Annotated in this window: 10 protein-coding genes; 4 read left to right on the forward strand and 6 right to left on the reverse strand. The window is 66.1% G+C overall.

The genetic code is table 11. From position 1 onward, the window contains the following. The first annotated feature begins 85 nt into the window (after nt 1-85). A complete protein-coding gene (locus MUK71_RS13815) occupies nt 86-2,521 on the forward strand; it encodes an alpha/beta fold hydrolase (protein WP_227928575.1) in 2,436 nt (811 codons plus the stop codon). Nucleotides 2,522-2,638: 117 nt separating this feature from the next. Here the strand turns inward: MUK71_RS13815 and MUK71_RS13820 are convergent, their stop codons facing one another. Beyond that, a complete protein-coding gene (locus tag MUK71_RS13820; protein WP_227902518.1) occupies nt 2,639-2,899 on the reverse strand; it encodes a hypothetical protein in 261 nt (86 codons plus the stop codon). Between the two features lie 110 nt (nt 2,900-3,009). Here MUK71_RS13820 and MUK71_RS13825 point away from each other — a divergent pair, with 110 nt between their 5' ends. Beyond that, a complete protein-coding gene (locus tag MUK71_RS13825) occupies nt 3,010-4,728 on the forward strand; it encodes a bifunctional 3'-5' exonuclease/DNA polymerase (protein ID WP_227928574.1) in 1,719 nt (572 codons plus the stop codon). 6 nt (nt 4,729-4,734) lie between these two features. Here MUK71_RS13825 and MUK71_RS13830 read toward each other — a convergent pair whose 3' ends face one another. The 4 genes from MUK71_RS13830 to MUK71_RS13845 all read right to left on the reverse strand — a co-directional run bounded on the left by MUK71_RS13830 (nt 4,735) and on the right by MUK71_RS13845 (nt 9,819). Then, on the reverse strand, nt 4,735-6,858 hold the full coding sequence (locus MUK71_RS13830) for an acyltransferase family protein (protein WP_227928572.1): 2,124 nt from the start codon (nt 6,856-6,858) through the stop codon (nt 4,735-4,737). 146 nt (nt 6,859-7,004) lie between these two features. Beyond that, the gene (locus tag MUK71_RS13835; protein ID WP_227928571.1) at nt 7,005-7,688 is read right to left on the reverse strand and encodes an NUDIX hydrolase; all 684 of its coding nucleotides are present in this window, start codon (nt 7,686-7,688) and stop codon (nt 7,005-7,007) included. Then, nucleotides 7,685-8,482: an endonuclease III gene (nth, locus tag MUK71_RS13840; protein ID WP_227902527.1), complete on the reverse strand. Its 798-nt coding sequence runs from the start codon at nt 8,480-8,482 to the stop codon at nt 7,685-7,687. Before nth ends, MUK71_RS13835 begins: the two co-directional genes overlap by 4 nt. A 74-nt stretch (nt 8,483-8,556) precedes the next feature. Next, the gene (locus MUK71_RS13845; RefSeq protein ID WP_227928570.1) at nt 8,557-9,819 is read right to left on the reverse strand and encodes an ABC transporter permease family protein; all 1,263 of its coding nucleotides are present in this window, start codon (nt 9,817-9,819) and stop codon (nt 8,557-8,559) included. A 300-nt stretch (nt 9,820-10,119) separates the two neighbouring features. On the opposite strand from MUK71_RS13845, the gene acs reads away from it, so the two are divergent. Continuing rightward, nucleotides 10,120-12,105: an acetate--CoA ligase gene (gene acs / locus MUK71_RS13850; protein ID WP_227928568.1), complete on the forward strand. Its 1,986-nt coding sequence runs from the start codon at nt 10,120-10,122 to the stop codon at nt 12,103-12,105. A gap of 79 nt (nt 12,106-12,184) precedes the next feature. Here the strand turns inward: acs and MUK71_RS13855 are convergent, their stop codons facing one another. Next, on the reverse strand, nt 12,185-12,607 hold the full coding sequence (locus MUK71_RS13855; RefSeq protein WP_227902531.1) for an organic hydroperoxide resistance protein: 423 nt from the start codon (nt 12,605-12,607) through the stop codon (nt 12,185-12,187). 128 nt (nt 12,608-12,735) lie between these two features. Between MUK71_RS13855 and MUK71_RS13860 the strand changes: the two genes are divergently transcribed. Beyond that, entirely contained in the window at nt 12,736-13,332 is a 597-nt protein-coding gene (locus tag MUK71_RS13860) for a TetR/AcrR family transcriptional regulator (protein ID WP_227928566.1), read from the forward strand. The last annotated feature ends 42 nt before the right edge of the window (nt 13,333-13,374 follow it).

Below are 13,374 nucleotides of genomic sequence, written 5' to 3' on the forward strand. Positions count from 1 at the left end.
TAGACCAACCGGATAACGTGGGAGGGTTCCGATAGGGTCGCGGTAACCGGGCATAAAGGCGTGCCCGCAGAGGAAACGGGGAGTCATGGATTCGGGCGTGGAACATCTGGACGTGTTGATCATCGGCGCCGGGCTCAGCGGCATTGGGGTCGCCTGCCGTCTGCGCGAAGACCACCCGGGCCGTTCCGTCGCCCTCCTGGAAACCCGGGGCCGCCCGGGCGGGACCTGGGACCTGTTCCGCTATCCCGGCGTCCGTTCCGACTCAGACCTGTACACCTTCGGTTATGACTTCCGTCCTTGGCGGGAAGAGAAGGCCATAGCCGACGGCGCCAGCATTCTGGAATATCTGAAGGGCACTGCCGCCGAGTACGGCGTGGATGCCCTGATTCGCTACCACCACAAGGTGCTTTCCGCTGACTGGTCCACCAGGGATGCGCGCTGGACCGTGACCGTGGAGCGCACCCGCACCCCGGAAGCCGGCCCGGACGGTGCCGCCGCCGAGCCAGTGGAAAGCGGAGAGATCCTTCATCTGACAGCCAACTGGATCTTCAACGCCGCCGGCTATTACCGCTACGACCAGGGGTATGCCCCCGATTTACCCGGCAGGGAACAGTTCACCGGGCCGGTGGTGCATCCGCAGCACTGGCCCGAAGACCTGGAGGTCGCCGGCAGGCGGATCGCCGTCATCGGCAGCGGAGCCACCGCCGTCACTCTGGTTCCGGCCCTGGCGGAACTGGGTGCGCAGGTCACCATGGTCCAGCGCACCCCCACCTACATCCTCCCCGTTCCCGCAACGGACCCGGTGGCCCGGCGGCTACGCGGCGTCGTCGGCCCCGAACGCACCGGCCGGATCATGGCCGAGGTCAGCGCCCGCCGCCAGCTGGCCATCTGGTCCTTCTGCCGGCGCTGGCCGAAGCTGGCACGCAAGGTCATCCGCGGCATCCAGTCCCGTGCCGTTCCGGAGGGTTTCGAGCGGGAGCACCTGAACCCGCCGTATCAGCCGTGGGACCAGCGCTTATGCGCCGTTCCGGACGGCGATTTCTTTGCCGCACTGCGCAGCGGCAAAGCCACCATGGTCACCGGACAGACCACAGGATTCACCGAACGCGGCCTCCGTCTGGCCTCAGGGGCGGAAGTGGAAGCCGACGTCGTAGTGACTGCCACGGGATTCACTGTGCAGGTCTTCGGCGGCATGGACCTTCGCCTGGACGGCACGCCGGTGGACCTGACCGACCACGTTGCCTACCGCGGAGTGATGCTCAGCGGTATCCCGAACATGGCATTCGCCATCGGTTACACCAATGCCTCCTGGACCTTGAAGATCGGGCTGGTGACCAGATGGTTCTCCCGTCTGCTCACGGCTATGGACCGGCAGGAGTACGCCGCGGCCGTGCCGGTGGCGCCTTCTGGCATGCCCACCAGGCCGCTGTTGGATTTCGGCGCCGGGTACGTCCAGCGCAGCCTGGCGGAACTCCCCCGGCAGGGAATGGCGGCGCCATGGCTGATGACAATGAACTTCCTGGCCGACCGCCGGGACCTGCAAAAAGGTGCATTGGTGGACAAATACCTGCAGTTCAGCGGGCCGCAGGGCCAGGTGCCCGGCGAGGTGCCGGACGGTACCGACCGCTTCGTCACGCTGGAGTCAGGGCTGCGCCTCTGCTACCGCGCGGAAGGCCCCGAGGGCGGTGAGCCGGTAGTTTTGCTATCCGGTCTGGGACTGGACCTGACCGCGTGGCCCGCCCCGTTCGTGGCGGGCCTTACCTCGGCCGGTCACCGCGTGATCCGCCTGGACAACCGCGACGCCGGGCGTTCCGACCGGATGGATACGCCCACCCCCACGGTGCTGCATCAGGCTCTGGCCCGGCCAATGCCCGGCGCCTACCTGATTGAGGACATGGCCGACGACGTCATCGGGCTGCTGGATCATCTGCAGGTGGAGCGGGCGCATGTGGTGGGAATGTCGCTGGGCGGGATGATTGCCCAGTCGGTTGCCGCCCACCACCCGGACCGGGTGCTCACGCTGACCTCGCTGATCTCCACAACCGGTGCCCGGCACGTCGGCGCCGCGGCGTTCTCCACCAAGCGCCGGTTCGCAGCCCGTCCGCCGCGGACCCGCGAGGAATTCATCCGGGCCCGGGTGGGAATGATGCGGCATCTTTCCGGGCGGGCCAACCCGGCGGACCCGTCCACCGAAGCGGAGCTGGCCGGCCAGGTCTGGGACCGCGGTGCCTACCCGGACGGCGGAACTGCCCGCGCCCGGCAGCTGGGTGCGATCAATGCCTCGGCAGACCGCACCGGCGATCTCGCTCGGATCAAGGCTCCCACGCTGGTAATCCACGGCGACAAGGACCCGATTGTGCATCCAAGCGGAGGCGCGGCAACAGCTGCGGCCATCCCGGGCGCACGCTCGCTGACGATCCCGGGCATGGGGCACTACTTCCATCCGGCAGTGGTGCCCGATCTGCTGCGGCATGTCTCCGGGCATCTGGGCGCCGACGCATCCGCTGCTTCCTCCGGCTGAAACTGCGTCATTCCGGCTGAGCCTGTTTTCATCCGGCAGCCCCTGGGGCCCAGCCGAGCGAGGGTCCCGGCTGCCGGGGCCTCTCCCAGGGTCCCGTCCCGGCGGCCCCGGGGATGCTTACTCCCCCATGTCGGGGGAAACCGGAACCGCATTGATCTTGGCATTCCGGGGCAGCTTGGCCGTCCGGGAGAAGCCCTTGGCGTCCAAATGGTTCTTTGCGCGGAACACGGCCACTGCGTCGTCGTACGCCCGATTCACCCGCGCGCCGGTGAACACCCCGGTGCTTCCGTCGCTGAAGCTGATCCGGATGCTTGCGGACAGGGGAAAGTGCCGCTCCATCCGGATGAAGCCGTCATTGTCCTGCGCAAGAGTGATCACGTGGTTTCCGCCCTGAGAGTTGGTGAGCTACCAGTCTCCCCCATTACGGGACCCGCCGGTGCACCGCCGGCGGGAACCACCGGAGCCCGGTTCCGGGTGAGAATAGAGGCATGTATATCGTCCTCGCTCCCGGTCCGGCATCGGGCCGGCTGCCGGAGGGTGACTGGACGCTTCAGGAAACGGACGACGCCGGGGCCCCGTTGGCGCCGGCGGTCACCGTGCCGGCCAGGGACCTGCCCGATGCCGTCAGGCACTACGAGCAGCGTCCCGTCCGCTGGGTGTGGGAATCTGCCCGCCGCACCTATGCTCCGTTGCTGGCCGCGGGGATCATGGTCGAGCGGTGCCATGACCTGGACCTCGTCCGAGGCATCCTCCGCTTCGCCGAGTCCGCCCCGCCGACTCCGTACATCGAAAAACTCCGGGCCGAGGCACCGGACGTGGAAGCGGATCTGGCGCCCCGGCAGCTGCCGCCGCTGCGGCAGTCACCGAACCAGACCTCCATCTTCGACACCCTGGATGCCCCGGATGATGTGTCCGCGGGTCCGCGCCGGAACGGCATCGCCGAGCTGACGGCGGAGCTGGCCGACCAGCTTCACGCCGTGGCCCGGTCCGAGGCCCCGGCGAAGCTCACCCTGCTCACGGTCGCTGAGTCCACCGGCGGCATGATCGCGGTGGAAATGGAGCACGCCGGCATCCCCTGGCGGCGTGACCTCCACGAGGCCATGCTCATGGACGCGCTCGGTCCGCGCCCGCCGGAAGGGCGGCGCCCGGAGAAACTTGAAGGTCTTGCGAATGAGCTGCGCCGGCTGCTGGGCAACCCCGGGTTCAACCCGGATTCCCCGCATGAGCTTCTGCGCGCCCTGCACCGGGCCGGTATAGAAGTGCGCAGCACACGCTCGTGGGAACTGCAGCAGCACCACCATCCGGCTATCGGGCCGCTGCTGGAATACAAGAAGCTCGCCAGGCTGCTCACGGCCAATGGATGGACCTGGCTGGATGCCTGGGTGGAGGGCGGCCGGTTCCGCACCGAGTATGTGGTGGGCGGGGTGGTGTCGGGGCGGTGGGCCTCCCGCGGCGGAGGCGCCCTGCAGATTCCCAAAACCGTACGCGATGCCGTCCGTCCCGATCCCGGACACCGGTTTGTGGTGGCCGACGCTGCCCAGCTGGAGCCCCGGGTGCTTGCTGCCCTGGGGCAGGATTCGGCGCTGGCAGCGGCCGCCCGCGGCAAGGACCTCTATCAGGGAATCGCGGACGTTAATTTCGACGGCGACCGGGCCAAGGCCAAAATGGCGATGCTGGGTGCCATGTACGGTGCTACGAGCGGCGAATCCGGGCGCCTGATGCCCGTGCTGACCCGCGCCTACCCCCAGGCCATCGGCGTGGTGGAGCGCGGCGCCCGGGCCGGGGAGGCCGGACGGGTGGTCAGCAGCCATCTCGGGCGCAGCTGCCCGCCGCCGTCGGAGCGCTGGCTGCAGACCCAGCGCAGCGCCAGCGCGGAGGAACAGCGCCGCGCGGAATCCCTGGCCCGCTCCCGCGGACGGTTCACCCGCAACTTCGTCGTCCAGGCCAGCGCCGCGGAATGGGCGTTGTGCTGGCTGGCAGAGATCCGGCGCCGGCTGCGCGCGGCCTCTTCCGCCTCCCCCGCGGGAGAACTGGTCTTTTTCCTGCATGACGAAGTGATGCTCCACGTCCCGGCGGACCGGGTGGAGGAAGTCAGCGCCCTGGTGTCCGACGCCGCCGCCGCGGCGACCAGGCTGCTTTTCGGTTCCATTCCGCTGGAGTTTCCCGTACTGGTCACTCCCGTGGATTCCTACGCCGACGCCAAGTAACCCGGGTCAGTCCAAGACCGTTGCAATATGGGGGGCAAGCTGACGTGAGTACTGTGCGTTCATATGGTTGCCGTCGAAGTAGACGGACATGCCTCCCACGGCTGCATAGCAATTGCGCAAATCGCAGAAGAAATCGGTCAGGTCGACAGGTCTGACGTTCTCGCTTCCCATCCGTTCTGCCGCCCCTGCGAAGGGGTTCGCGCTCACCGCTTGCTCCCTCGGGGCCGCACATTCAAGGGGAGTGGTGGAGTTCAGGGAAAGACACATAGGGTCCCGGACCATTCCATTGAGCGGCGGGTCTGCAAGGGGAATCACGACGGACCCTGCATCGACCCAGCGTTGCCAGTCCCGGCTCAGCGCCTGGATGTACTGCTCGTTCTGTGAAGCCCCGGTCCCGTCATCAATGACCTCCCCGGCTACGAACATGCTCACAAACACCCTGTCGGGTGCGTCTTCCTCGATGGTATCGGTAACGTAGCGACCCCATTTCTGGCAGTACTCCACATAAGCCGGGTGCGTATTCTTGCCTTGGTAGGACACGATGGGTGCGTCCAGGAGAGGACAGGCGCCGAGGTAGCTGATGTTGACCTTCCAACCGTGTTCCTTCCCCAGCATCAGCACCGGCTCCTGCCAGTGCTGGGCGTGGGAATCTCCCACCAACCAGGCGGTTTCAGCTTCGGGATTGCCTCCCGAAAAATCACAGACTACGGGGCCGCCGCCCTCCTTCATTTTGTCTTCGGTTCCAGCGCACTCCGTAGGGAGTGTCCAGTACTCGTTTTCCTTACCCATATGGGGAACGGCTACCGGAATGGCGAAAGGGTTGCTGCACTCCCGGTTCTCCAGGGCTGCGACGCCGTAGCACGGGCCGGAAGCTCCGGCGGCAGCGAGTTCCAGGGCTTGTTCCTCTTTCGTGTCACCGACGACACCTAAAAGTGCTGCTGCAACCGCGACAGCAGCCATACCGGCGACCGGTGCCCGGAATCCCGGGACCTGTGCAGCGTGGCGCCCAATATGCCGACGGGTCCGTCCGGAGCCCGGCTTGATCCAGGTGTCTTCCACCCACCGCTTAGTGCCCCAGGCCAGCAGGATGGCGGCGGCCAGGATGCCCAGTTTGTATGGGGCCGTCGGTACGACTCCAAGTGCGTAAGGTGCCACCACGATCAGCGGCCAGTGCCAAAGGTAAAGCGAGTAGGAAATCTTGCCGACAAACTGCACGGGTGGCAGAGCCGTCAGGACATCGTGAATGAGCCCTCGGCGGCCAGCCCCTGCGAGGATCACCAAGGCCGAGCCCAGTACGGGCGCCAGCGCAGTCCAGCCCGGAAACGGTGTTTCGGCATCGAAGGTGAGGGCGCTTGCCAGGATCAGGCCGAAGCCCGCGATAGCCAGCACATTGCGGAAGACAATAGAGCGTAGCTGCACAGCGGCCAAGCCCACCCCAGCTCCGACGGCAAACTCCCATACCCTGGCAGGAGTCACGAAGTATGCCTGTTCCGGAGAACTCACCGTGACATAGACGCTGTAAAGAAGGGACATAGCCGCCACGCCGAAAACCGCTAGAAGCAGCACATTACGGACGTGACGCCCACGGCGCCGGGCCAAGGCTGCAAACAGAATCAGGGCCAAAGGCCACAACAGGTAGAACTGCTCTTCCACCGAGAGGGACCAGTAATGCTGAACGGCGGAGGCGGCCTCCGTCATGGCTGAATAGTCCACACTCTTAGCGGCAAGCAACCAGTTCTCGGCATAGAAAACGCTGGCCAGGACTTCCTGCGCCGTGGCCATCCATTGGGGGTAGGGGAGGAACAGCAAGGTCAGCAGCATGGATGCGGCGAGGACCAGGAAGGCAGCAGGAAACAGGCGGCGTGCACGGCGCGCGTAAAATGCGCCGAGCCTCAAACGGCCCGTGGCCTCAATCTCGCGTACCAGATGTGACGTGATCAGGAACCCGGAAATCACAAAGAACACGTCAACGCCAACATAGCCGCCGGGGAGTCTCTGGGGCCACAGATGGTTCAGTACGACCAGGGACACGGCAAGGGCACGCATGGCCTGGATGTCGGTACGGAACCGTTTACCCGCCGGTGGTGCCGCTTTGCTCCGGTGCCGCGCTTGTGTGGCCGCCACGGCCATAGTTTCCCCCTGATAGCCGGACGGCATTCCCCTGGACGGGGCGGATCGCTTCTCTGCCCGATTCTTCGGGCATCTAAAGAATAGCCCTGCCCGGGAGGGTACGCGGCCCCGACACAGAGTTGGGACGGGATGGAGGGGTTGGCCTCCTACAGAGCCGGGACGATCTCCCGGCTCTCGTCCCAGGGCTGTGCCCAGCCGAGTTCATCCAGGACGCTGGAGAGGATGATGCCGGTGAAGCCCCAGACGAGGACGTCATTGACCAGGAAGGCAGGGGTGCCTGTTGACCGGCCCTGGCCCGGGAGGACTGCGGTCCGGCGGTTTTCGGGATTGATCAGGTCCGCCACGGGGACCCGGAAAACCGCTGCCGATTCGCCGTAGTCCACCACATCCACAGGAGTGGGTTTGTCCCACCAGCCCAGCACCGGGGTCACCAGGAAGTTGCTGAACGGCAGTCCGATCTGGGGCAGCGACCCGAGGACCCGGACGCCGGCGGGGTCCAGGCCGGTTTCCTCGCGTGCCTCACGGAGGGCGGCGTCCACCGCACTGGCGTCCTCCGCGTCCACCGATCCGCCGGGGAACGCGACCTGTCCGGGGTGGTCGTTCAGGGTAGCGGCCCGCTCGATCAGCAGGACGTCGACGTCGGCCGGTACCGCGTCTGCGGAAAAGTCCGCCGGCCGGTCATCCAGCACGCCGAAGAGGATCAGCACGGCGGCCGGACGTGCGGTTGCCGGGTCGACGCTGCGGCGCAGCAGGTTGATGTTGGCGTTGAAGGATGTGGTGCCGGCAGCGACAGCAGCGGCCAGCGTTTCCAGGTCCGTTACGGCGCTCATGCTTCCAGTCCGTATCCGGCAGCACGCAGCTGCGCGCGGGTTTCGGCCGCCATCATCCGGGCGTGCAGTTCCTCGCGTCCCGGGGCCAGCTCGTATTTGAGGAGCTTTCGTGCCTTCTCGGGATCGGTTTCGCCCTCCCCGTAGGAGGGACAAAGCTGGGCGACGGCGCACGCGCCGCAGGCAGGTTTTTTGGCATGGCAGACCCGACGTCCGTGAAAGACCACCCGGTTGGACAGCGGGGTCCAGTCCTTGGGCTCGAACAGCGCCGCCACGTCCTCTTCCACCTTGACCGGGTCCTTGGACGTGGTCCACCCGAACCGGCGCGCCAGCCGCCCGAAGTGTGTATCCACCGTGATCCCCGGAATACCGAAGGCGTTGCCCAGCACCACATTGGCCGTTTTCCGGCCGACGCCGGGCAGTGTCACCAGGTCCTCAAGCCGGTTCGGCACCTCGCCGTCGTACTCATCCACCAGCCGGGCGGACAGCGCCTTCACGCTCGCAGCCTTCGCCCGGAAGAACCCGGTGGGTCGGATGATCTCCTGCAGCGTCTCCTCGTCTGCCTCGGAGAGTGCCCTGGCATCCGGGTACCGGGCAAACAGGATCGGCGTCACCGCATTCACCCGGATGTCCGTGGTCTGCGCCGACAGCACCGTGGCGACGAGGAGTTCAAACGCGTTCCCAAAGTCCAGCTCGGCCACCGCATACGGGTAAACCTCGCCCAGCATCCGGTTGATCCGCCGGGCCCTCCGCTTCAGGGCGAGGAGGGACGGATCATTACCGGTTGCCTTAGCCAATGCTGCTGTCCTTCTGCTGACGGTTGTGCGCTGCTGGCAGCGCGTTGCTGATGCCGGTGCCGGCAGGAGCCGCTTTACTGGTCGGTGTCCACGCGCTCGATGTTGCTCAGGTCCCGCAACACGCCAATCCGGCCGGTGCGCTTGTCCTGGACCAGGAATTCGTCGCCGCGGTCTTCCAGTCCCAGTTCCCAGTCTCCGGGGTGGAACATAAACAGCGGCAGGCCGGTGCGCTCATCAACAATCTGCCGCGGTGTTCCCACGGCGAACCAGAAGGCCTCCACGACAGACTCGGACTCATCCCGGGTGGCGGTGATGGGTTCGGCATCGCTTTCCCCGGCCGCAGGCGCTGCAGGCTCCGAGCTTCTCACGACTGGGTTGACGGTGGTCGCTGCCAGCGGCTCTGAACTTCCGCCGGAAGGCGCGGCGGGCGCCTGGACATCCTGTGCCTGAGTGGCCGGGGCGGCCGCGGGCTGTTCAGCGGCCGGTGCCGTGACGTTGCCCGGCTGCGCAGGCTGCGGCTGGCTTCCCTGCGCCTTGGTGGCGCCTGCAGTACCAACGACGGCGGTTCCGGCGGCGGAGGCGGCTGCCGCGGTGCCGGCAGAAGCACCGGTGCCGCGTTCGGTTACCGGGCCATCGGTTCCCGCTCCGCTGTGACGGCGGAGGGGGTTCTCGAAGCGGCGGGGTGCCGGCGATGATGCGTTGGCGGACTCGGTCTTGGGGCGGGCCGGACGCTGCCGCAGCGGCAGGGTTTCACGTGCAGCCGGAACAGCGGGAACCTCGGGACGTTCCTTGAACTCCGCGGCAAAGAACGGAAGGTGCGGAGCCAGCGTGGTCGCAACCACCATGCCCAGGGACCCGATGAGGGCAATCATCGGACCGACGGCGAAGTCCGTCACCGTCTGGATGAAGAAGAAGGCGAGCGCCAGGACGGCCGAGACCGAGGCGAACTGGTCGAGGGATAGCGATCCCACGCGCAGCTTCGTCCCGGGAGCCAGCCGGCGTGCGGCGAACAGGCCGGCAACCAGCAGCGGCAGCAGGATGCCGATGCCGACGAAGAACAGGGAGAACCCGTTCCACAGGTTCAGGTTGCGCACAATGCCCAGGTTAAAAACGGTGATGAACGGCAGCACGCTGCCCACAAGCATCACGAGTGCGGAAGCACCCACCACAATGTCGCGGAGTCCGAACGGTCCGGCGAGCGCCTCGCGCGTGCTGCGGCCGGCGGTCCCGGTGTGCGGCTGCGCCGCGGAACCGGGTGCCGTTGCGGAGGGATGGCCGCCGGTTTCCGAAGAGCCGGCCGTGCTGCTGGTCTCGTTCTCAACAGGTGGGTTATTCATACTGATCTCCATTCACGACCTCCGCGCCGGAGCCCTGCGGGCCTGCGGATAACGGGAGGTGCGCATATACGGCACAAAAGCGGTTACTTCCTTCAGACAGCCTAAATCAACGACGGCGAGGCAGACTAGCCGAGCAACGGCGCGCCCCGAGGCAGTGACATACCGCTCACCGCATAATCAGGCCGTTTTGTAACTCTTTGTGTGACCGCTGCCACAACAGTGGAAAACCGGCGTTAGTGTGGATGCCAGCCATCCACCATCACCATGTGATGGATTGACGCGAAGTGAAAGGGTTCAACTATGTCTGATCAGTCCCCTGCAAAGAAGCACGGAGACGCCTTCGAGAACCTGCTGCACGAAAGCCGAAGCTTCCCGCCCAGCGCCGAATTCGCGGCCGCTGCGGTGGCGCAGCCGTCCCTGTACGAGGATGCGGCTGACGGTCCGGAGTTCTGGGCCCGGCAGGCCCGCAGCATTCTGGCCTGGGACCAGGACTTCGACCAGGCCCTGGACTGGTCCGATGCCCCGTTTGCCAAGTGGTTTGTGGGCGGGAAGCTCAACGCCGCCTACAACGCCCTGGACCGGCATGTGGAGGAGGGCCGCGGGGACCGGGTGGCTATCTACTTTGAAGGTGAACCGGGCGATACCCGCACCTACACGTACGCAGCCCTCACGGAAGAGGTCAAGAAGGCAGCCAATGCCTTTGAGTCCCTGGGCGTGGCCAAGGGCGACCGGGTCGCGGTGTACCTCCCGATGATTCCCGAAGCCGTGATCACCATGCTGGCCTGTGCCCGGATCGGTGCAGTGCACTCTGTGGTCTTCGGCGGTTTCTCGGCGGACGCCCTGCGCAGCCGAATTGACGATGCGGAAGCCAAACTGGTGGTCACCGCCGACGGTTCCTACCGCCGCGGCAAGCCCAGCGCACTCAAGCCCGCCGTTGACGCAGCCCTCGCCGCGCCCGGCCACACCGTGGAAAACGTGCTGGTGGTCCGCCGCAACGGCGAACCCGTGGAGTGGACCGACGGCCTGGACCGCTGGTGGCACGAGGTCGTGGATACCGCGGACACCGAACACACCGCCGTCGGACACGACTCGGAGCATCCGCTGTTCATCCTCTACACCTCCGGCACCACCGGCAAGCCCAAGGGCATCCTGCACACCACCGGCGGCTTCCTGACCCAGACGGCATTCACCCACCGGAACACCTTTGACCTGCAGCCGGAGACGGACGTGTACTGGTGCACCGCGGATATCGGCTGGGTCACCGGGCACAGCTACGTGGCCTATGCACCGCTGATTAACGGAGCCACCCAGCTGATGTACGAGGGGACACCGGACACCCCGCATCAGGGCCGCTGGTGGGAGTTGGTGGAAAAGTACAAGGTCTCCATCCTTTACACCGCCCCCACCGCCATCCGCACCTGCATGAAATGGGGCCGGGACATCCCGCAGAAATTCAACCTGGATTCCATCCGGGTGCTGGGGACCGTGGGCGAGCCCATCAACCCGGAGGCCTGGATGTGGTACCGGAACGTCATTGGCGCGAACGGCGGGAAGAAGGAGAACCCGGCTCCGATCGTGGACACCTGGTGGCAGACCGAAACCGGCGGGCACATGATCGCCCCCATGCCGGGGGTCACGGCCACCAAGCCTGGCTCGGCCCAGGTAGCCGTGCCGGGCATCTCGGTGGACGTGGTGGATGAAATGGGCGAACCGGTTCCGAACGGTTCCGGCGGCTTCCTGGTGGTCAAGGAGCCGTGGCCGTCCATGCTGCGCGGCATCTGGGGAGATCCGGAGCGGTTCAAGGAAACCTACTGGTCCCGGTTCGACAACATGTATTTCGCCGGAGACGGCGCCAAGAAGGATGAGGACGGCGACATTTGGCTGCTGGGCCGCGTGGATGACGTGATGAACGTGTCCGGGCACCGGCTCTCCACCACCGAGATTGAATCGGCACTGGTGAGCCACCCGTCGGTGGCCGAGGCCGCCGTCGTCGGCGCGGCGGATGACACCACCGGCGAGGCCGTGGTGGCGTTCGTGATCCTGCGCGGCAGCGCCAAGGACGATGACGATATTGTCACCACCCTCCGCAACCATGTGGGCAAGGAGATTGGCCCCATTGCCAAGCCGCGGCACATCCTGGTGGTTCCCGAACTGCCCAAGACCCGCAGCGGAAAGATCATGCGGCGTCTCCTGAAGGATGTGGCGGAAGGTCGCGAAGCCGGGGACTCAAGCACCCTGGCCGACAACACGGTGATGCAGCAGATCGCCGAATCACTGCGGAAGTAACCGCTCCCGGCATAACAGCACAGGCGCCCTCCCCCGGACCGGGGAGGGCGCCTGTGGCGTTTATGGCAGTTGCCGGTGATTAGCCGACAGTGACGTCCAGCTCCACCTCAATGTTGCCGCGGGTGGCATTGGAGTAAGGGCAGACCTGGTGCGCGGCCTGGACCAGCTTGTCCGCCGTCGCCTCGTCCACACCGGACATCTCCACGTGCAGGGCCACGCCGAGCTTGAAGCCGCCTTCGTCCTGCTTGTAGATGCTGACGTCCGCTGTCACTGCGGCATCTGCGATGGCTGCCTTCTCCATCCGGGCAACCATCTTCAGGGCCGAGAGGAAGCAGGCTGCGTAACCGGTGGCAAAAAGCTGCTCGGGGTTGGTGCCCTCACCGGAACCGCCCATTTCGGTAGGAGTGGAGAGGTTCACCTCAAGCTTGCCGTCGCTGGTGCGGGCTTCGCCGTTGCGTCCGTCTCCGGTGGCGGTGGCAGCTGCGGTGTACAAAGCGCTCATGGGAACTCCTTCGTGATGGAAAACTCGGTCCCCTTCAAGGTAGACTAACTAGTACGTCTACCGCAACAGATGGACACAAGAGGTGGACACAGCAGGTCACAGCAGCAGCGGAAGCAGGGGAACAGGAAATGGCAGCCAAACCGTCGGATGTGCGCGAACGAATCCTTCGCCGGGCCTCAAGCCTCTTCTACACCGAGGGCGTACGCGCCGTCAGCGCGGACAAGATCATTGCCGCAGCCGGCACCACGAAGGTCACCTTTTACCGTCACTTCCGCTCCAAGGACGATCTGGTGGTTGCCTACCTGCAGGACCAGTCCGAGGGCATGCGCCGGCAGGCCGAGCAGCTGGATCCGGATCCATGCACCGGCCTGCGCCAGCTCGCAGAAGCCATGGGCACCGAAGCCTGCACTCCGGACTTCCGCGGCTGTCCCTTCATAAATGCGGCCGCCGAATATCCGGATCCGGAGCATCCGGTCCGTGCTGTGGTCTCCGCGCACCGCCAATGGCTGCACGGCCTGGTTGCCGGCTGGCTCGCCCAACTGGGGATCCGGGACCCGGAGCAGCTGGCGGACCAGCTGCTGATGCTGCGCGACGGCGCCATGGTGCACGGGTACGTGCAGGACGCAGCGGCCGTGGGCCCGGCACTGACCGCTGCCGGCCGCGCGTTGATCCTCGCCCGGCTACCGGAGGATTCCCCCGCCCGCGCCAGGATTTCCGGGGAGTAGCGGGCAGCTTCCGCTCGGCGGAACGGCGTGAATGTGACCTTG

This window comes from Arthrobacter zhangbolii, from assembly GCF_022869865.1.
GTDB lineage: Bacteria > Actinomycetota > Actinomycetes > Actinomycetales > Micrococcaceae > Arthrobacter_B > Arthrobacter_B zhangbolii.